The sequence below is a fragment of the Pseudomonas sp. WS 5079 genome (genome assembly GCF_012985465.1).
In the GTDB taxonomy this organism is placed as follows: domain Bacteria; phylum Pseudomonadota; class Gammaproteobacteria; order Pseudomonadales; family Pseudomonadaceae; genus Aquipseudomonas.
Genome location: NZ_JAAQWN010000002.1, coordinates 638,618 through 655,095 on the forward strand (window position 1 = coordinate 638,618; position 16,478 = coordinate 655,095).

A 16,478-nucleotide genomic window follows, 5' to 3' on the forward strand; every position below is an offset into this window, starting at 1 on the left:
TCAAATCTCCATCATCAAAAGCGGGCCGATGTTGCGCAAGCCCTGGGACTCATACAGTCGGGTCGTGCCGTCGACGCTGACACCGGTCCCGATCCCCATATAGATTTGCTTGGCGCCCTTGATCTTTGCCCACTCCTTGAACGTCTGGATCAAGCGGACGGCGATCACGCCATTGCGCTTGGATGGCTCAACAAACAGCGAGTAGTCGTAGGCGATCAGGTCATCACTGAACCACTGATCAGTAACGGCGCCGGCCATGCCGCCCACCACCTCGCCGCGAACCTCGGCCACGAACACGACGCCTTGCCCATTGATGAGGTCATGAAGGAAGCGGGCCGACTTGTCCGGGCAGAAGTTCATGGCCGAATAGCTGGTGGTGGAATGCAGCAACGTGCCCAGCTCAATCAGCCTGGGCACGTCGGAGTGTTTAGCGGGCCTGATCATGGGGGGCACCTCAATCGTTGATCGTAATTTTCTTGATGACGTTGAGCAGATGGAACGGCAGTGGCTGGTCCTGGGTGATATCCAGGGTGGCCTGGCCGCGTTCCCAGCCCAGTTTTTCCATGCGCTTAACGCCAGTGAACAGGCCGGTTGCCTTGTCCAGTACGCCCTCACCGGTACTCCTGAACGAAACGGTCTGGCCATTGATCTTGCAACCGATGGTGTCGAGGAAGCGGAGCGAGATTTCGCCAATACGCATGCTGTTGCCCTGGGCGCTGCCGACGTTGCCGGTAACTTCTGGGGTCAACGTCTTGATCCTGGTCTTGAAGTTGAGGCCGATCGATGTTGAGAAGGCGTTGCGCGGGATGGTGACTTGGCCACCGGTTACCACCTGCTGCTGCATCACGACGCCATCCGCGACGATATCGACGGACTTACCCTCCAGGTGGGCCAAGCCGCCCCATACCTTGGAACCGCCAACGCTGGTGGCATTTACACCGGAGTCAACACGCAGATCCGTGGCGAACCGCTCGATGTAGCGAACGTTCTGGCCGTTGATGGTGCGGCGGACCACTGCCCACACCTGGTCGCCATTCTCTGTAGGGATTGACGCAACGGACTCGAAAGCCCCGTCGGTGATCTGCCGGGCCCAGCCAATGACGTCCTGATCGCGGTCCACGGTCATGGTGGCCAGAACGCCGTCGGCCCGAACCAAGTAGAGAATGGATTCGGGCTCTTGCTGGTAGGCCATGTCGATGATGCCGGACTTCGTAGCATGCTCAGACAGCACAGACATATCGGGGGAGCCGAACGTGTCGGAGTCGTACTTGTAGGCCATGGCGCGCAGCTTGCGGCCAGCGCGCTGCATGAAGTACAGCTCATTGCCGATCCGCACCGGGCGGACCTTGTTGCAGCCGTACACCGATGGGTTCTTGGCGCGGATGTTGGTCGGGGTTATGGCCTTTTCTACGCCGCCGCTCACGGTGAACTCACCGCCGTAGGTCAGCGGGATCAGTGCGTTGATCTGCCCGATGTGCAGGATTGGGTTGATCTGGTCGGATGACAGGTTGTACGAGATTGCATCGTCGTCCTTGGTGCCCAGTTCGAAGTTCAGGTACTCCCCGGTGCGCGATTCCCAAATGGTTTGGGGAAAGTTGGGCGAACCGCCCAGGGCAAGACGCTGTTCGTACAGCGTGCCAGTGGCTGGATACCCGTCAATGTCGTTCCAGACCGAAGCCTCAAGCGACCAGGCGTTGGCCGGGGATGCAACGGCAGATGTAGGAGCGGAGCGGATAACGCCAGAAGCCGCTGTAGGGCTGGTATAGGTGACGACCTCCAGAAGCCCACCGTTGATCTTGACGAACTTGCCCACGTCGGTGGCGCGCCAGCCGGCGACCCCCAGCGTCATGCTGACGGACGCCCCCACGGGCGTTGCGGCGCTGAGCGTGTTGGTAGTCTGTGGCGAGCCCTTCAAGGACCAGGTGGGCCGCGTGGGGGCGCTGAACGCGTTGGTTACCTCGACGGTGGCCACGGTGGAGCTGGTAACGGCTGTGATCTTGGCAACGCCGCCACCCGACCAGATTTCACGGCCCACGTCGGCAGCCAGGAATGCAGGCTCTGCGGCAGTTACGGTGCGGCCAGCGCCCACCGCTGGGTTGTCGATGGTGAACAGGGTCAGGAAGTCGATGCCCTTTTCGTCGAAAGGCTTTGTCACAAATGGTGCCGGGGCCAGGCTCCACTCGGTATTGGTGATGCGACGCAGGCGATAGACAGGCACCGTATTGCAGAAGATGAACATCGTGTCAGCACCCTGAACATAGTCCAGGCGGTCAAGGATGGTATGCGCGTAAGGGCTCACCAGTTCAATCCCGCTGTAGGTGCCGTCGGGGAAGTGAATGCGCACATACAGGTCACCCATTTCAACCATGTACGCCTGGGAGGCGTTGAACACGTATGGGACCAACCTGCAGTTCTTGTCCGGGAACTTGGCCGGGGAACACATCAAAGTGCCGTCACGGCGAACAGCGCCACCATGGATGACTGGCCAAGCGTTCTGGATGATCTCGGCGCCGTTCTGGTAGCGCGCGATATCGACCCGCCCCAGCATGCGCGGGGAGACTTCGCCGGCAGTGAAGTTGGTTTGATTGAGCGTCAGGCGGGTCATTATCAGTAGCTCCCGAAGCGCGAGGCAAGAAGGCGCTCATCACCAAGCATCTGTGGTGGATCCTCCTGGCCATCAACTGCACGGGCACGGCGCAGCATCAGCTCCAGCTTCTGCTCCTCGCCGGCCTGCTTGGCCGTGGACTGGGTTACCGGATAGGCCAGAGCTGCACACATCGCCTGGGTTGCCAGCGCCACAAGGTGCGCATCCCAGGTGTTCTCTACCTCGTTGCGGAACACATAGCGCAACTCCAGAACCGTGGTGTCGGCCTGTATGGTTCGGCCCTCAACCAGGTGATCAATGATGCAGCCATTGGTGCCGACCTCCAGCACGCGCAGAAAGTCCGATGGCAGCTCAAACGCATGGGAGTAGCCGAAAGCCGGCGCAACAGCGTCAGGCGCCAGCACGATTCGCTTGATGCAGCAGTTCCAGGGGTGGGAGCGCAACAGATCGTCGCGCACGGTCGGATACAGGTTGGCGCACAGCTTGGCCCGATCCAGATCAGTTTCGTCCGCGAAGTCGTTGATGGTCTGGGCACCCAACATCAACAGGGCGTTGGAGCAGATCGAAACGCCGGTCGCCGTACTCATCGTAAACCTCCAGATAAAAAGACCGGGGCACATGGCCCCGGTAAGTTATTTGCCATCCATGGCCGCCACGAGGATCAGTTGCCGTCGATGTACTGCAACTTGAGGCTGACGGTGCCGGCGCCAGTTGCGGCTGCCGTCAGGGTGATTGCCACGTCGTATTGCTTGCCCGGGTCAGCAGCGAGGCCCAATGCCTGCCACAGTGGTTTTTCAATGTCGGCCAGGCCGAAGCCCGCACCAGCGTCCGCCGCGTCGGCTTCGTGGGTAACGTCCGTATTCACCAGGGCGGCAGACAGATCCTGTGCCGAGGCGAAGAAGTCAGCGTCAACCACGGCGCCAGCATTGACCGCTGTCACGTCGTACAGGCCGATGTTCCCCGCAGCAGTGGTGATCGCATCGCACGACAGCAACAGGCGGGACACGCGGTCCACCGAGTTGATGCGCATCAAGCGATACACAGAGCCGATGGAGTCGGTTGCGGTCGCCTCAACGAAACCGACACGCTCACGCAGGCGGCCACCGTCGATACGCTGCGGCGAAAGGGTTTGCGGGAGCGCGTCAGAGTTGGTGACGGCCAGGGATTTGGTGGTTACTACTGCCATGATTCATGCTCCTGAACTGGTTGGGAGAAGGGCTAAAGCCGCTTACGCGGCTTCGGCTGCTGCAATCTCGACGACCTTCTCTTCTTCCACCCGCACAGAGCCGATGGACATTTTTGCGTAAATACGCACGTTGAAGCCTTTGCCCGGATCCTTGCCCACCTCGGTGGTGATATCCGCGCCTTTGCCCAGGGTTACGCCAGACTTTGCCCAGGCGTAGAGCAGGCGAGTGCCGCCAGACAGCGGGGTACGCTCGGATGGAATCCAGGTGAAGCCCATCCACTTGCCTTCCACGTCGCCGTCTTCAAGGAACTTGCCGGCCAGGTAGTCAGCGCTGGTCAGGGTGGCGTCTGCGAGAATGTCAGCGGCTGCCTGGGCGCTGTAGGTGATGAACAGTTCTTCACCGTTGTGGTTGTCTGCCTCGTTTTGACGGAACAGCTTGCGGGCCTGGATGATCTTGGCCTTGGTCAAGCCAGTGCCGCCGACGGCGATCTTCTGCTTGGTCGGCAGGATGATGTTGCCGGTGGTGGATCGAGAGAAGCCGCCCAGGCTGCTGATAATCACGTCATCCTTGGCACGGTTCAGCGAGGAAACCATTGCCTTGACGTAATCCGAAGTCGGGTCGACCAACATGCGGATCTTGTCCTGGTCGTCGATCATGTCGCCGTCTTCCCAGTCGAACAGGTCCACAAAGCGCGTGCTGTGTGGTTGATCGTTGATCGGGGTATCGCCGTGGCGAGTGGTGCGGCGCTTGGCGGTACGCTGACCCAGGCGGTTTACAGATTTGGACATACCAACGATGTTTGGCTCGATGGTTACGTGGCTCTCAAGCCGCGACGTCATTTGCTGTGACAGGTGGCGGAAGTTGTCGCCGTACTGCTGGACAAAGGCTTCAGTGATTTGGAAAGACATACGGTGCACTCCAATGCAGATAAGGGATTGCCTGCCGGTTGTCCGCATCGCGGGCCGGGATTCCTGGCGTGCATCGGCTGTGCTGCGCCTCGGGGCGTTCCGGTTGTCTGCATGCCATCGCAGGCCGGCCCATTACTGGGATGCCTGCGATGTTTGTGCATGGGGGGTGTCGGTTTCCCGACTATTTGCCGGCTGGAATCAGCTCAGGCGGGATTGGCGCGTGTTGTACTTGCGGTCGTAGAGCGCATCCAGTTCCGCCTGGACGCCCTTGCGCTTTGGATCGTGCGCAGGAAGGGCCTGCAACTGGGCGCGAAGCTCGGAGGTTTTGACGTCGAAGTCGCCGTCGCTGGCCGTGGCGCCGTTGATTGGCGTGTCTTCCTTGAGTTCCTTGCCGATGTTTGCGGTAAAGGCGATGAAGTCCGGGTCGTTGCCATACTTGGCCTGGAGCGCTGCGAAGTTGCCGGGCTTGCCGGGTTCGCTGGCAAATGCCTCGGCTGCACGATAGGAGGCACGCACGTTCTGGGTCATGGCCTGATCATCTGGCCATACAGCTTTGAGCGCTGCGGTGCAGTCCTGAACGCTCAATTGCACACCACCCTCGATCAGGCCGGGGGCCGCCTTCATGTACTCGCCAATCACATACTGCACCTGGTCGTTGGTCAGGCCCTTGGCATGGGCACCCTTCAAAAACGACTGCGTGTCAGGGTCGGCCTTGAATTCGTCCCAGTCGAAGCCCTCGACGCCTTCCAGCTTGACCGCGTATTCGTCGGCACTCTTGGGCGGAACATCACCAGAGCCGAAGCGGGTTTCAAGGTGCTTGTACGCTTCGGCAACCTTGCGTGACGATGCTTCTTGATCAAGGCTGCCGTCCTCTTTCATGACCCTGAGCTTTTCTGGGATGTAGTCGGTACCGGTGTTGCCGGTGTCCAGCACAGAGCCAGCAGGTGCTGCTGGGGCAGCGGCAGCCGGCGTGGATGGGTCACCGCCCTCGCCAGCTTCGGCCATGAAAAAATGGCCCAGTCGGCCATGGATAAACATGTTCATCGTTATTCCTCTTGATCGTTGGGATCGGCTTGCACGCCGTTGGCGCGGTTGATGCGGTTTACAACGTGGTCCAGGACCTCGCGGGCCCCGGCTTGCTTGTACGTGGTGAGAATGGCGTCGATGCCGCCGACGGTGCAGGCGTTCTTGGCGAAGCGCTGAATCAGCAGCTCCAGAACGATGCGCCCCTCGTGGTGCTCCTCGAAAACGCGCTTGAACATCGCGTCGATCTGCTCAGGCGTCATGCTGCAGCTCCCTGTTTCATTGCGGCTTCACCGGCCTGCTGCATCATCATTTGCTGTTGCTGCTGCTCCATGGCGTCCTGCTGGGCCTGGGCTCGATCAGCCCTGATCTTGTCCCTGTCGGCAGAACTGCGGATGACAGAGCCGGGCACACCCAACGCCTCACCCTTGAACCGCTGGGCCTCATCCATGTCGATGTTGTCCATAACGGTCAGATCAACCGCGGCGATGACCAGGGCGCCCTGGATGAACGTGTCGATAGCGGTGACTTCCTCCAGCTTCTGCGACCGGGCCAGGGGCGACAGGTAACGCACGGTGAAGTTGCGACCGGCCAACGACTCAGGCGCAACGCCCAGGATGCCGGCGCGGTAGGCGATGCCGAAGCACCGCTCAATCATTGGTTGCAGGTACTCGGTTTGCAGCCGGCCATACACCGGGCCCAGCAACTGGCGGATCAGGTTCACCCGCACATGCACCTCGGTGGCGGTCATCGTCGGGCCGTCCTGGGCCTGGAGCTGGTCAGCCATGAGGATCTTGCGGATAGAGCCCTGCAACCGGGCGATCTTGGTTTCGGCGTACTGGAAGTTTGAGCCGCTTTGCAGGGGCTTCATGCTGTCCACAGAGTTGGCCACGATGATCTTGCGCGGGCCCACCTTGACGGTGCGCGGGTTCAATACGCCGTCATCCTCGGCAATCCACATGCCGGCGATGGCCAGGTCACCGGCTGCCAGGTCCATGCGGCACAGCTCGTTCAGGGTGCGGGCGTCCGGCAGCGCGTCGAACACCGGGCCCACGGCGTAAACGCTGTCCGGGATCATCATCCAGCGCGGAACCACCACCGGCATTTCGTGGTAACCCGACTCGCTCACCAGCTTCTTGGCCTCTACCTCGACCTTGCAGGAAGCGATGGGCATGTTCTTGGCCAGCCTGGCGCCGACCATGTGTGTGGTGCGCGGGTAGATCGCGTGAACGAACCGCACCATTTCCTGCGGTTTGTCCTTGGCCAGCTTGCGGGTGTTATCGCTGACGTTTTCTTCGCCGAACTCGTTTATGGCCTGCTCGGCGGTCAGCTTGTACTCGCGGTACACGGTGTCGATCTTGCCGCCAGCCTTGGACGCCGAGGCGTAGACGCTCGCGATGGGCCACAGATCGAAGGTAAAACCGCCCTTCTCCATGTCCTGATCGATGTACAGGGCAAACCACCCAGCGCACACAACGTCAATCAGCCCCTCAAATGCAGCCGCGTCGAAGTTGGATGCGTGGATGTTCTGCCAGAGAATGTCCGCCGAGTCGTCCAGCCAGCGGCGTTCGTCCTCGGTTTCCTGGCCGACGTCCATGCCGAACCACAGGGAGTTGGCCGGGGTCAGGCCCGACATGATGCCGGACGACAGAATCCGGGCCGCGTCCGTGGTGGTGCCGTCGATCATCCTGGCCTTGCGCATCTGCGCTTCCATGGCCGTGATCTGGTCGGTACAGAACCCGCTACCCCGGATGGGATAGCTGTGATCGAAGCAATCGCGCCAGACCGACTCATGCGGCGAGCGCAGCGACTTCAAGGTGCCCAACGTTTTGGCGATCTGGTCTGCGTTCATGCGCCGAGTGTCCTTTTCCCTTGGTCCATGACACTGCCAGCTGCGCCCCCGGTGGAGAGCAGGCTGCTCTCGGCCTTGCGCTTCTTGCGGGTGGCGGTTTCTTCGTTGGCCTTCTGCGCGGCCAGGTCGGCGGCCTTCTGGGCCTCGACCTGCGGGTCAGGCGCTTCGACCACCTTCGGTTTCTTTGGTCCGCTGCTCATGGTCTTACCCCTTCACTACAGGCTCTGGGCACAACCAGCCGGCTTCGGTCAGCACGGCTTGCTTGAGCGCGGTTGCGTCGATATCGCTGGTGGTGATGACTGCCTGTGGCTTGGTCTCGGTGACCCGCTCAGGATCCAGCACCAGGGGCTCGCCACCAGCGGTAAGGCGATCAGCCTCGGCCAGCGCCTCATCCTTGGTGCCGGTGAAGTCGCCGACCTTGACGTCTTTGCCGTCAACCTGCGGGGCATTGGCGTCGTACACGATCCAGCGCCCGCCACCGTTGTGCTTGGCGGTGAACGCTGGAAGGGCTGGCGCCTGTGGCTCGGTCTCGGTGGTGGGAGCAAGCGGCGTGATGGCGGCGAGGGGCTCGCCAGGTGTCTGCGTGGTGAGTTCTGGTGCTGGCATGGTGCTGGCCTCGATGATGGTTGTTGATCAACGAGGGCCAGAATCAATGGGGAGGGCTGTCGGGTTCCCGACTATTTCGAAGGGGGTCGGGTGCAACTGCGGGCGATGGCCTGCAACCCCTCGACCTGGGCTGTCACTACCTCGAAGGCGGCAACGAGCGCGGCATAATCCTGTCGAGCATCTGCTGCAAGTTCGGGGGTGGCTGCATCAACGCTGCCGGTGGGCTGGGGACTGGCTGGCACACAGGCGGCACGGACGTACACGCGCTTAACACCAGCATTGAGGTCAGCAACAAGCTGCGGCTTGGATAGTTCGGCATTGCGGATTGCCTCCTGATACTGGTAGTCGATGGAATCTCGGACGGTCAGGGCCTGCTCGTATGCTGCTGCCTGCCCCTCCAGCACACCGACACGCTCCGTTGCGGCATCAGCCCTGGCGCTGACATGGTCAAGACGCCAGAGCGCCAGCACAAGCGCCAAGGAAAGCCCTGCGATTAAGTAGCGAACCATGGCGCCGCCCTCACTCAGCCGGTGGAGCGTTGAACGCCTCGACCTGCTTGTCGATCACCTTCAACGTCTCGCGCATGGAGCCGAGCTTGAAGACGATGCGGTTGTGTTCGTCCTGGCCCAGGTGGCACCACTCATCAGTGCCCAGGAATGTTTCCAGCTGCTTGATGCTGTCGGCGAGCTGGGTTTGCTCGGCAACGATGCTCTGCTGATACGGGGTCAGTACTTGGGGTTCGTTCACGGGGGTAGCCTCGGTGATGGGGGAATTCATAGTCCGGCCTCGCACAACTCACGTTCAGCGGCGCGGCGATTGACCAGGCCTGCCAGCTTCTTGCCCTTGGCATAGACCCAGCGGCTCAACTCGGCACAGGCGCTGCGTGCGTCACCGGCATTGAGCTTGCGCAACAGGGTGGATGCCTTGAACTGGGGTTCGCCGACGTTGTAGACGAACGATGCCAGGGCGGCGCGGCGGGTCTCGGGGAGTGGCGCGGTGACGTTGCGGTCAACGCCGGCCATGGCGATGGACAGTTCGGCCTGTAGCAGCGCGTCACACTGTGCCGGTGTCTTGGTCTGGCCCAGGCGCACACCACGGGTAACGCCTTCGCAGATGGTGGGAATGCCAACAGGATCGAGGTACGCCACCAGGCTGCGGCCTTCGAACTTGGTCACCAGCACACCGGCCATGCCCACGGCGCCGGCAAGTGATGCCGCGATGATGCGTTGCTGTAGCGGGCTCATTGCGCGCCAGGCCGGTTAGGGCCGATCCATTCACGGAACTGCGCCCAGTAGCGCGGGACCAACAGGCCGATCTGCAACAGCAGGTACAGCACTGTCAGCGCCGTGACCCATTCAGCGGGCGTCATACCGAACAGCATCGCGCCTGACACGATGATCGGCGGCGCGGCCTTGGTTGCCTCAACAGCTACGTCTTGGGCTGCGTTCAAGTTGGTCTCTCCCTGCACAAACAAAAAGCCCCGCTCGGTGGCGGGGCAGCGATGACGGCAAGGATCATCGGGGGCAGGTGTCGGAATCCCGACTATTTCTTGAAAAGCTTGCGAATCCATTCTGGCCACTCGCCTGACTGATCGGGCGATGCCGGCACTTCAATCGGCTCAAAGAACCACACACCACCCCGCATCATCGGCGCACCAACCCCCACAACACGTACCAGCCTGTGGTAATTCGGCCACCCCAGCGCAACGATATCGCCAGCTGCCACACCATCGCTGAACTGTGGGTAAGCCGGATGTACTTCGTTTTTTTCCCGATCAACCCAGCCATCATCAGGATGAGCGGCCTTCACACCTTGGGCACGCAGGGCTGCAATCCAGTTGTCTTCCTCGACCTGGCCTTCACGGCAGCTGTCCGCCCAGGCTCTGGCGAACCCCGGGTTGGTGGTGGTAACAAGTCCGATCATGTCGATGGGCTTCATGACTATTTCGCCTCATGCTTTCGAGTGATAAGCCCACCAGTCACCGACGGCGACCATGGGAAGTTTGGAGCGGTCCCGGCTCAATGTCCGGCACCAGAGCGAGACAAGCCGCTCGCCTTCGGTGTAACGGGGCTCGGCGCCTTGCTTCCATCCGATCAGGGTTGAGCGAGGGACGCCGATTGCATCTGACACAGCGTGCGGGGAAAGCCCTGCACGGGAGAGCTGGGTAATGACCTTGAACCAATCAACCCGGCGATCTGCCTGGGGAACTGCCCGTGGCTTCTCGCGCTGGGGGATCGATAAGCGGGCGACCACCTGCCCGTGGCGAGCATCCGCAACGGTGTCTGCTGCCTGCGTGAAGCACAGGGCGAGCTGATCGGGGTGGGCCTGGGGGCGCATGGTTAGGGCTCCTGATCCGGCAGTGTGTAACCATCTTGCCGGAGGTACTGAGCTACGGCCTGCTGGCACAGCGCATCACACCGGTCAAAGTGCTGCTGCACATCTGGCGGATAGCTGGCGGCCATCGTGTAGCCGGCGTCGGTCCGCGTAATGGTCATAGTCGGCAGCGTGAGCTGCATCACGTCGAGCTTTGCCTGCGCGAACGGCTGGATAACCCGCTGCACGCCCTCCAACATGCGGTGGTACTCGTCGACGCTCAGTTGGCGGTACTTGATCTTGCTGGCCTGGGTTGCGTTCATGCAGCACCCCCAAACGCGTGCGCGCGCGAGACAGAGTGGTCTGGCGCGCCCATCCCCGCCCCTCTCCTGATCTGCTTATCCATTTCGGATATAACCGCCGTGAACGCTATAACCGGATTCTCGGCTTCGTCAAAATGGAATGGGTGGACCGCTCTGCGCAGCCCCAGCATGCATTCCGGTTCTTCTGGCGTGGACAGGTCCACATCGACGCCGATCATCACCCAGCCGTTGTTCAGCTCGCGGCAGGCCCATTGCAGTAGTGGTTTCATGAGTTCGCTCCCACAAGTGGTACGACGCGCACGGTTACGCCTGGTGTTGCGCTGAATCGCTTGCTCAGCGAGACGTTGACCACCTGGACGTCATCGCAGAACACGATGCCGTTGATGCCGTCACAGATCGCTTTCAGCACGTTGTCGGCGTCGGGCTTCTTGGTCGGCATGACTTCGCCTGTCAGCGCTGCAGCGGTTTTCTTCTTGGACCAGGACGCGGCCACAGGCACACGAATAGCCAATTCCATCATCACGGGGCCGGCGATCAGCTCGCGGCCCTGCATGGATTCATGCGCAACTTCGGCGATCAGGGTTTCGTAGTCGGCGGTTTTCTTGGGCGTGAACATGCGAGCGTGTCCGCCGATGGTGGTTACACGCGGCCTGCCCTTGCCTACTGGCTCGCCTGGCACGAAGAACGACACGGGCTTGAGGTCATGCATGTTCGTCTCTCCGGATGCCGAGTTTTGCCAGCAGCAGTGCGCGGCATGATTGGGGGTCTTTTGGGATTTCGAGGATGGCGACCAGGTCGTCGGCGACCTTGCGGGAGTGTTCCAACTGGATCTGCTCACGCGGGCGCATGCTGTCGTGGCCCAGGCCTTTTGCGATTCGCCCTTCCAGCGGCTGGCCGGTCTGTGCACGGCGCATGACGATGGCGTAGTTGCGTTCGAAGCGTTGCTTGAGCGCCTTGTCGCTGTGGTTGCCTGCCCGAAGATCAAACGTGCTGGTAGCTTCGGCGGCGATCTTCACAGCCTTGTGGCTGTAGGTTCCGCGCAGAGCTTCGTCCCATGCCTGGGCTTCCGACGGCAGATCGTCAACGCGCCTGCACAGGTCCATGAAGTCGCTGGGCGATGGCGGAAACTTGCACTCCAGCACCATGCGTTGCAGGCCACGGTCTACCGCGTCGTCGCCCAGTTCCTGGATGGCGAGCATCCACACTCGGCGGGCGAGCGTCTCGGCGCGCTTATCGCCGTAGTGTTTTTCGTACCAAGCCGGGAACGAGATTTTCAGCGTGGTGAATACACGGCGCACGGCGCTGCGTGCTTCCTGGTCCAACGGGGTGACGTTCTCAGCCGCCAGCTCACCAGTCGGGGTCGGTGAGGATGTCGTGAGCGTTACGCGTGCGGCTTTGAGCAATTCGTCTACCGGTTTCATTGGGTGTTCCCCCGTTGGCTTGCTGGGTGCGGGCTTGGCGTTTCAGTTGCTGGGCGAGCGCGTGCTCCCACTGGGCCTGTGTTTTCAGGTCGTCGGGTCGGCTGATCCAGTAGGAGCGGAATTCAAGAAGCTGGTCGGCTTCGAAGGTTTGGTTTGCCATGCCATTGCGGAACAGGACGGCGGTGAACGTCTGGGGGTCTGGCTCCCAGGCATCGTGCAGCGAGAATTTCGTCTGCGCGGTATGTGTGTGTTCTTGATCTTCTCTAATCTTCTCTAATCTGTCGTGACTTCCCGTGACAGAACGTGACGTGTCATTTTTGGGCTTTTCCGCCTTGCCATTTCTCTCCCGATCACGCTGGTCTCTTTTGCGTTGCGCTGCCGACTTGGCCCCTGTTTCTGGGTTCCCGGCGTCTTCTCGCTTAGGTTGGCGCCCTTCCCATCCGGTCAGCTTGTCACCGTCAATAACGCGCCCCTGCATGGCAGAAAAAACAGCGTCTACTTGATCGTCTGTCACGTCCAAAGCGGACGCTATGTCCTCTTTCGTGACTGTCACGTGACCGCGCGTGACATTTACGGATGCATCAACAAGCAGGTGCAGGTACATCGCCTGTACCAAGGCAATGGGTTGGCCTGAGACGCGGGCAATCGTCCGCCACTTCGGATCGTTGGGCATGTCGTGCCAAAGCCTGAGCCAGTCCACAGCTATTCCTCCTGCAACTGGTCAACGTTCTGGATCAGGTCCATGTACCGCTTGGCCTGGTGCAGAAGGGTTTCAATGTCGCGCTTGTCAAAGCACTGCATGGCCTTTGGGACGACCTTCAAGTCGAGCACTGCCAGGATTTGGCAGAACTGCTCAAACTTCTCCGGTTTCATTCGGCTGATCGTTGCTTCATCGACGCCTACTGCAAGCGCCACGGGTGCATTGCCGACGGATGCAAGCGCCTGCATGAGAACCACGTAGTTCCTGCGGGCCCTTGCGGTCTGCTCTTGGTTCAATGGGCTCGTCGACATGGTCAGGCCACCGACTTGGAGGCTTCCGCCTCTTTGTGCATGGCCTCAATCGCTTTACCGGCGTTGTAGCCGATACCTGCGCCCTTACTGGCGCGGTGAATTGTTGGCTGGGTTGTGCCGGCTTTTTTGGCGATTGCTGCCTGGGAAAAGCCCCAGCCGGCAAGGTCTGCAAGCATTTTCTGAATGGTCATTCTGGCTCACCAATGCATTTACGTATTGCCCGATGATACGCAAGCGCATTGGATGCCGCAATAGACTCCTTTTTTAATACGTTTTCTTATTGGGTGTTTGTATGAAGATTGGCGAAAGACTTGCTGCGGAAATGGAGCGCCTGGGCTTGTCGGAGGGCGAGCTGGGGCGGCGCTCTGGCGTCAATCAGCCCACCATTCACCGGATCATTACCGGCGACTCAAAGAACCCTCGCCAGGACAATATCGACAAGATAGCCAAGGCTCTGGGCGTGACCACCGATTGGCTTTGGCGTGGCGGCGACAAAGGATCAAATGTTGTTTTGGCGAACTTCGCTGGCAAGGCGAAGGGCGATATCGATATCCCTCAATACGACGTGGTGGGATCTATGGGACCAGGGCAGGTTGTACCAAGCGACTATATCGAGACGATCCGAAACATCACCGTTCGCCAGGAGTACTTGCGGGAGCAAGGCGTCAACTACAGCAGGCCAGAAAATCTGGCGGTAGTGACCGGTTTCGGCGAAAGCATGGAAAAGACTTTTACCAGTGGCGACCCACTCATCATTGATAAGGGTGTGAATGAGGTTGTGGTAGACGGCGTCTACCTGTTTTCTCTGGATGGCGTTCTGTACATCAAGCGCTTGCAGCGGCTGCCGAAAATGATTCGGATGATTTCCGACAACGACGCCTTCCCGCCCTACGACATAAAGGGCGCCGAACTAGACATGTTGCGTATTCATGCGCGCGTACTGCTGGCCTGGAACTCAAGGAAGCTGTAATGAAAGAACTCAATACGCCACTTAAAAGGGTTGGTTTCCTCGTATTTATTACTGGGCTATTAATCTTAATTGTTGGTATGTACCAAATTTCTGAAGATGCTTACAGCCTGAGTAGTTTTTTTGAAAAATGGATTGAGTCTGCCTTTTTTGAGCGGCATAGCTTTAGAGATTATCCAGCAGCGGGCTATGGAACATGGATAACGTTAGTCGGCCTGTTTTCATCTTTCTTGTATGACAAAATCACATACCGGCTAATCAGATGGATTAAATCAGGGAGCAAGGTTGAGTTACCCGCCTCAACACCGCCCGTGCAGCTTCACTTTAAAGATGGGGCCGCCGCACTTGCGTATATCTGTGAATACATGGATGTCTCACTTGTTGAAAACGAACTGACCCCCTGTTTGGTTGTTGCAACAAGCCAGTCGAAGGAAACGGGGGCATTTGCTGTGATCAACATCCCCTCAGCCGACGGCCCGAAAAAGTCCATAGCAGGATTTCTGAGCGATTCCGTTCCGACTGATGTTGCAGGAAAGCTCTGCGCAGCGATGATTGGGCCGTCCATCGAGAATTCCGGCACCCCTACCTTCTTTCTGTGCGCCGAGCTTGAGCCGTCGTGGAGCAATGGCGCCTGGAAGGTAAGGCGCCGCTTTTAACTAGACCTCGAAAAATTGGCCCGCCACTGAGCGGGCTTTTTTTCGTTCGGAGAAAAATCAATGCATTTACGTATTGACTCAATCAATCCGTTTTCGTATTGTTCGCACATCGCAGCAATACGCGATCCGCTCTTTAGATCCACCGCCTCACCCTTGCCGGATCACCACCGGCCCAGATTCAAAGGCAAGCGATGGACCGGCCTCAACGGTCCAGAAGGATGGCAACTGTCCCTGGGTGCGCAGCGCAAAGCCCCGAATCAGTTTTCCAGCGGACAGGGTCGCGGCTGGAGAGAAGGAAACACCGAAGCGCCTGGGCAACCAGGCTGCATCGGAGAACGCCCGGCCCTCTGTCGTGATAGCAGGGTGGCCACCTTGTCCTGAGCCAGAGCGGATTTTGTCGCGGCGTAGACGGGCAACACCCAGAGGGATTCGGGCGTTCTACCAATGCAGAAGCACCAACAACCCGCCCCTGGAGGCACCATGAACCATGAAATTGCTGTTGAAGGGTACGTCCTCCAGGTGGAGGTGACGTATTGCGAGGACATTCCGCCAGCCGGGATAGCGAATGGTAGCCGTGAACTGACGTTCAACGTGTTGTCCGGGACCATGTACGACGCCGACCGCGTTCCGATGGACGTGTGCCAGATGGAGCTGGCCGTAATTGCCGAGAGCAAGGATTACGTCCCGATGATCGAGAAGGAACTGTGGTTCGAGATTGACGCCCGCAAGCGCCGGCAACGGTGGGCAGCATGAGCCGACAACATCAAATCGCCGTGGACCTGATCGACCGTTGGTTCACCTCAATGAGCGTCGAAGGCTCAACGCCGGTACTTCACGGCGAAACAACCATGATCGTCGAGACGGCCTATGCCCTGTCGGCGATCACTGACGACGAGCACCGGCACTACAAGGCCCGCTTGCACCGGATCTTTGAGCGCCAGCATCAACAAACCATGCAGGCCTTGGAGTATCGCCAATGACGATCGTTTGCCGAACTGCCAAAGAGTTGAAAGAAGCCCTGCATAAGCGGGGCTTTTTCTTGGTCACTGACTTGCCGCGCCCGCTGCGAGTAGAAATTCGCCGCGGCATGTTGATTGCGAGGATGCCATGAAAGCAGCCCCTACAAAATTCTCTCCCATCGAGCTGCTGCACGTCCGCTACGCCGAGAACCGTATCGCGATCCGTGAAATCGCGAAGCAGATCAACGCTCTGACCGACTGGACGCGCGACGACAAAGGCGTGCACCTGGATGGCCTGCGCGACGAGTACCTGGAACAGGGTGATCGTTGGCGCGGCTGGAATCACGCCATCTGTATCGTTCACGGCGCCTTCGATCCAGAAGACGAAGAAGATTTTTTCCTGACCGAGGACCAGCGAAAGCTGGCAGATCTGCTGGACCAGAAAGCCGCGCTGCGCGTCGAGGTCGGGAAGATCAAGCGAGCCATCTTCGTTATGGGCGAGCGGCTCATAAAGTTGAGAGCCTCGCTATGACCACCCGCCAGCGTGACCGGCGGCGCGCCATCCGCTGGACCTCGGCCATCGTTGGCCTGACCTTCCTCACCATCGTTCTACTGGGCCCCGCTATCGGCGGGCTCATTACTCAATA

The 16,478-nt window shown here is 59.8% G+C and carries 28 protein-coding genes; 5 read left to right on the top strand and 23 right to left on the bottom strand.

Going from position 1 to position 16,478, the window contains the following annotated elements:
* The 23 genes from HBO05_RS07325 to HBO05_RS07435 all read right to left on the bottom strand — a co-directional run bounded on the left by HBO05_RS07325 (window position 1) and on the right by HBO05_RS07435 (window position 13,440).
* Window positions 1-444 carry a GNAT family N-acetyltransferase gene (locus HBO05_RS07325; protein ID WP_172312169.1) on the bottom strand — a complete coding sequence of 148 codons (444 nt, stop codon included), beginning with the start codon at window positions 442-444 and terminating at the stop codon, window positions 1-3.
* Between the two features lie 10 nt (window positions 445-454).
* The gene (locus tag HBO05_RS07330; protein ID WP_172312171.1) at window positions 455-2,605 is read right to left on the bottom strand and encodes a hypothetical protein; all 2,151 of its coding nucleotides are present in this window, start codon (window positions 2,603-2,605) and stop codon (window positions 455-457) included.
* Window positions 2,606-2,607: 2 nt separating this feature from the next.
* Window positions 2,608-3,192 (bottom strand): hypothetical protein, encoded by a 585-nt coding sequence (locus HBO05_RS07335; protein ID WP_172312173.1) that lies wholly within the window; start codon window positions 3,190-3,192, stop codon window positions 2,608-2,610.
* A gap of 74 nt (window positions 3,193-3,266) precedes the next feature.
* On the bottom strand, window positions 3,267-3,791 hold the full coding sequence (locus HBO05_RS07340; RefSeq protein ID WP_172312175.1) for a hypothetical protein: 525 nt from the start codon (window positions 3,789-3,791) through the stop codon (window positions 3,267-3,269).
* A 42-nt stretch (window positions 3,792-3,833) separates the two neighbouring features.
* Window positions 3,834-4,700 (bottom strand): phage capsid protein, encoded by an 867-nt coding sequence (locus HBO05_RS07345; protein ID WP_172312177.1) that lies wholly within the window; start codon window positions 4,698-4,700, stop codon window positions 3,834-3,836.
* Between the two features lie 198 nt (window positions 4,701-4,898).
* Entirely contained in the window at window positions 4,899-5,744 is an 846-nt protein-coding gene (locus tag HBO05_RS07350) for a hypothetical protein (protein WP_172312178.1), read from the bottom strand.
* Window positions 5,745-5,746: 2 nt separating this feature from the next.
* Complete coding sequence (locus HBO05_RS07355) at window positions 5,747-5,986, bottom strand: hypothetical protein (RefSeq protein WP_172312180.1); 240 nt, start codon at window positions 5,984-5,986, stop codon at window positions 5,747-5,749.
* Entirely contained in the window at window positions 5,983-7,575 is a 1,593-nt protein-coding gene (locus HBO05_RS07360; RefSeq protein WP_172312182.1) for a portal protein, read from the bottom strand. The genes HBO05_RS07355 and HBO05_RS07360 overlap by 4 nt, the downstream gene beginning before the upstream one ends.
* A complete protein-coding gene (locus tag HBO05_RS07365; RefSeq protein WP_172312184.1) occupies window positions 7,572-7,775 on the bottom strand; it encodes a hypothetical protein in 204 nt (67 codons plus the stop codon). Before HBO05_RS07365 ends, HBO05_RS07360 begins: the two co-directional genes overlap by 4 nt.
* A gap of 4 nt (window positions 7,776-7,779) precedes the next feature.
* Entirely contained in the window at window positions 7,780-8,181 is a 402-nt protein-coding gene (locus HBO05_RS07370) for a hypothetical protein (RefSeq protein ID WP_172312186.1), read from the bottom strand.
* 71 nt (window positions 8,182-8,252) lie between these two features.
* The gene (locus tag HBO05_RS29225; RefSeq protein WP_262381383.1) at window positions 8,253-8,690 is read right to left on the bottom strand and encodes a lysis protein; all 438 of its coding nucleotides are present in this window, start codon (window positions 8,688-8,690) and stop codon (window positions 8,253-8,255) included.
* A gap of 10 nt (window positions 8,691-8,700) precedes the next feature.
* Entirely contained in the window at window positions 8,701-8,928 is a 228-nt protein-coding gene (locus tag HBO05_RS07380; RefSeq protein ID WP_172312190.1) for a hypothetical protein, read from the bottom strand.
* A 26-nt stretch (window positions 8,929-8,954) separates the two neighbouring features.
* Window positions 8,955-9,425, bottom strand: coding sequence for a lysozyme (locus tag HBO05_RS07385; protein ID WP_172312192.1), 471 nt, complete (start codon window positions 9,423-9,425; stop codon window positions 8,955-8,957).
* Window positions 9,422-9,631 carry a hypothetical protein gene (locus HBO05_RS07390; protein ID WP_236299026.1) on the bottom strand — a complete coding sequence of 70 codons (210 nt, stop codon included), beginning with the start codon at window positions 9,629-9,631 and terminating at the stop codon, window positions 9,422-9,424. The genes HBO05_RS07385 and HBO05_RS07390 overlap by 4 nt, the downstream gene beginning before the upstream one ends.
* Before the next feature lie 92 nt (window positions 9,632-9,723).
* Window positions 9,724-10,119 (bottom strand): hypothetical protein, encoded by a 396-nt coding sequence (locus HBO05_RS07395; protein WP_172312196.1) that lies wholly within the window; start codon window positions 10,117-10,119, stop codon window positions 9,724-9,726.
* A gap of 12 nt (window positions 10,120-10,131) precedes the next feature.
* Window positions 10,132-10,518, bottom strand: a complete 387-nt coding sequence (locus tag HBO05_RS07400; protein WP_172312198.1) for a hypothetical protein — start codon at window positions 10,516-10,518, stop codon at window positions 10,132-10,134.
* 2 nt (window positions 10,519-10,520) lie between these two features.
* Entirely contained in the window at window positions 10,521-10,817 is a 297-nt protein-coding gene (locus HBO05_RS07405; RefSeq protein ID WP_172312200.1) for a hypothetical protein, read from the bottom strand.
* Window positions 10,814-11,086, bottom strand: coding sequence for a hypothetical protein (locus tag HBO05_RS07410; protein ID WP_172312202.1), 273 nt, complete (start codon window positions 11,084-11,086; stop codon window positions 10,814-10,816). Before HBO05_RS07410 ends, HBO05_RS07405 begins: the two co-directional genes overlap by 4 nt.
* The gene (locus HBO05_RS07415; protein WP_172312204.1) at window positions 11,083-11,526 is read right to left on the bottom strand and encodes a RusA family crossover junction endodeoxyribonuclease; all 444 of its coding nucleotides are present in this window, start codon (window positions 11,524-11,526) and stop codon (window positions 11,083-11,085) included. Before HBO05_RS07415 ends, HBO05_RS07410 begins: the two co-directional genes overlap by 4 nt.
* A complete protein-coding gene (locus HBO05_RS07420; protein ID WP_172312206.1) occupies window positions 11,519-12,238 on the bottom strand; it encodes a replication protein P in 720 nt (239 codons plus the stop codon). The genes HBO05_RS07415 and HBO05_RS07420 overlap by 8 nt, the downstream gene beginning before the upstream one ends.
* Entirely contained in the window at window positions 12,165-12,842 is a 678-nt protein-coding gene (locus HBO05_RS07425) for a DnaT-like ssDNA-binding domain-containing protein (protein ID WP_172312208.1), read from the bottom strand. Before HBO05_RS07425 ends, HBO05_RS07420 begins: the two co-directional genes overlap by 74 nt.
* Before the next feature lie 98 nt (window positions 12,843-12,940).
* A complete protein-coding gene (locus HBO05_RS07430) occupies window positions 12,941-13,249 on the bottom strand; it encodes a CII family transcriptional regulator (RefSeq protein ID WP_172312210.1) in 309 nt (102 codons plus the stop codon).
* Between the two features lie 2 nt (window positions 13,250-13,251).
* On the bottom strand, window positions 13,252-13,440 hold the full coding sequence (locus HBO05_RS07435) for a hypothetical protein (RefSeq protein WP_044272759.1): 189 nt from the start codon (window positions 13,438-13,440) through the stop codon (window positions 13,252-13,254).
* Between the two features lie 101 nt (window positions 13,441-13,541).
* Here HBO05_RS07435 and HBO05_RS07440 point away from each other — a divergent pair, with 101 nt between their 5' ends.
* From HBO05_RS07440 to HBO05_RS07460, 5 genes are all read left to right on the top strand, one after another.
* Window positions 13,542-14,219 carry an XRE family transcriptional regulator gene (locus tag HBO05_RS07440; protein WP_172312212.1) on the top strand — a complete coding sequence of 226 codons (678 nt, stop codon included), beginning with the start codon at window positions 13,542-13,544 and terminating at the stop codon, window positions 14,217-14,219.
* The gene (locus tag HBO05_RS07445; RefSeq protein ID WP_172312214.1) at window positions 14,219-14,872 is read left to right on the top strand and encodes a hypothetical protein; all 654 of its coding nucleotides are present in this window, start codon (window positions 14,219-14,221) and stop codon (window positions 14,870-14,872) included. Before HBO05_RS07440 ends, HBO05_RS07445 begins: the two co-directional genes overlap by 1 nt.
* 480 nt (window positions 14,873-15,352) lie before the next feature.
* Complete coding sequence (locus tag HBO05_RS07450; RefSeq protein ID WP_120732045.1) at window positions 15,353-15,625, top strand: hypothetical protein; 273 nt, start codon at window positions 15,353-15,355, stop codon at window positions 15,623-15,625.
* Window positions 15,622-15,852: a hypothetical protein gene (locus HBO05_RS07455; protein WP_172312216.1), complete on the top strand. Its 231-nt coding sequence runs from the start codon at window positions 15,622-15,624 to the stop codon at window positions 15,850-15,852. The genes HBO05_RS07450 and HBO05_RS07455 overlap by 4 nt, the downstream gene beginning before the upstream one ends.
* A 127-nt stretch (window positions 15,853-15,979) precedes the next feature.
* Window positions 15,980-16,363 carry a hypothetical protein gene (locus HBO05_RS07460; RefSeq protein ID WP_172312218.1) on the top strand — a complete coding sequence of 128 codons (384 nt, stop codon included), beginning with the start codon at window positions 15,980-15,982 and terminating at the stop codon, window positions 16,361-16,363.
* Window positions 16,364-16,478 lie beyond the last annotated feature (115 nt).

Coding starts and splice junctions, on each gene's coding strand:
- HBO05_RS07335 (WP_172312173.1), bottom strand. CDS start 3,192: ATGAGTACGGCGACCGGCGTTTCGATCTGCTCCAACGCCCTGTTGATG.
- HBO05_RS07430 (WP_172312210.1), bottom strand. CDS start 13,249: ATGTCGACGAGCCCATTGAACCAAGAGCAGACCGCAAGGGCCCGCAGG.
- HBO05_RS07455 (WP_172312216.1), top strand. CDS start 15,622: ATGAGCCGACAACATCAAATCGCCGTGGACCTGATCGACCGTTGGTTC.
- HBO05_RS07425 (WP_172312208.1), bottom strand. CDS start 12,842: ATGTACCTGCACCTGCTTGTTGATGCATCCGTAAATGTCACGCGCGGT.
- HBO05_RS07355 (WP_172312180.1), bottom strand. CDS start 5,986: ATGACGCCTGAGCAGATCGACGCGATGTTCAAGCGCGTTTTCGAGGAG.
- HBO05_RS07400 (WP_172312198.1), bottom strand. CDS start 10,518: ATGCGCCCCCAGGCCCACCCCGATCAGCTCGCCCTGTGCTTCACGCAG.
- HBO05_RS07360 (WP_172312182.1), bottom strand. CDS start 7,575: ATGAACGCAGACCAGATCGCCAAAACGTTGGGCACCTTGAAGTCGCTG.
- HBO05_RS07445 (WP_172312214.1), top strand. CDS start 14,219: ATGAAAGAACTCAATACGCCACTTAAAAGGGTTGGTTTCCTCGTATTT.
- HBO05_RS07450 (WP_120732045.1), top strand. CDS start 15,353: ATGAACCATGAAATTGCTGTTGAAGGGTACGTCCTCCAGGTGGAGGTG.
- HBO05_RS07325 (WP_172312169.1), bottom strand. CDS start 444: ATGATCAGGCCCGCTAAACACTCCGACGTGCCCAGGCTGATTGAGCTG.
- HBO05_RS07350 (WP_172312178.1), bottom strand. CDS start 5,744: ATGAACATGTTTATCCATGGCCGACTGGGCCATTTTTTCATGGCCGAA.
- HBO05_RS07340 (WP_172312175.1), bottom strand. CDS start 3,791: ATGGCAGTAGTAACCACCAAATCCCTGGCCGTCACCAACTCTGACGCG.
- HBO05_RS07410 (WP_172312202.1), bottom strand. CDS start 11,086: ATGAAACCACTACTGCAATGGGCCTGCCGCGAGCTGAACAACGGCTGG.
- HBO05_RS07370 (WP_172312186.1), bottom strand. CDS start 8,181: ATGCCAGCACCAGAACTCACCACGCAGACACCTGGCGAGCCCCTCGCC.
- HBO05_RS07435 (WP_044272759.1), bottom strand. CDS start 13,440: ATGACCATTCAGAAAATGCTTGCAGACCTTGCCGGCTGGGGCTTTTCC.
- HBO05_RS07415 (WP_172312204.1), bottom strand. CDS start 11,526: ATGCATGACCTCAAGCCCGTGTCGTTCTTCGTGCCAGGCGAGCCAGTA.
- HBO05_RS07395 (WP_172312196.1), bottom strand. CDS start 10,119: ATGAAGCCCATCGACATGATCGGACTTGTTACCACCACCAACCCGGGG.
- HBO05_RS07345 (WP_172312177.1), bottom strand. CDS start 4,700: ATGTCTTTCCAAATCACTGAAGCCTTTGTCCAGCAGTACGGCGACAAC.
- HBO05_RS07330 (WP_172312171.1), bottom strand. CDS start 2,605: ATGACCCGCCTGACGCTCAATCAAACCAACTTCACTGCCGGCGAAGTC.
- HBO05_RS07385 (WP_172312192.1), bottom strand. CDS start 9,425: ATGAGCCCGCTACAGCAACGCATCATCGCGGCATCACTTGCCGGCGCC.
- HBO05_RS07405 (WP_172312200.1), bottom strand. CDS start 10,817: ATGAACGCAACCCAGGCCAGCAAGATCAAGTACCGCCAACTGAGCGTC.
- HBO05_RS07365 (WP_172312184.1), bottom strand. CDS start 7,775: ATGAGCAGCGGACCAAAGAAACCGAAGGTGGTCGAAGCGCCTGACCCG.
- HBO05_RS07440 (WP_172312212.1), top strand. CDS start 13,542: ATGAAGATTGGCGAAAGACTTGCTGCGGAAATGGAGCGCCTGGGCTTG.
- HBO05_RS29225 (WP_262381383.1), bottom strand. CDS start 8,690: ATGGTTCGCTACTTAATCGCAGGGCTTTCCTTGGCGCTTGTGCTGGCG.
- HBO05_RS07420 (WP_172312206.1), bottom strand. CDS start 12,238: ATGAAACCGGTAGACGAATTGCTCAAAGCCGCACGCGTAACGCTCACG.
- HBO05_RS07460 (WP_172312218.1), top strand. CDS start 15,980: ATGAAAGCAGCCCCTACAAAATTCTCTCCCATCGAGCTGCTGCACGTC.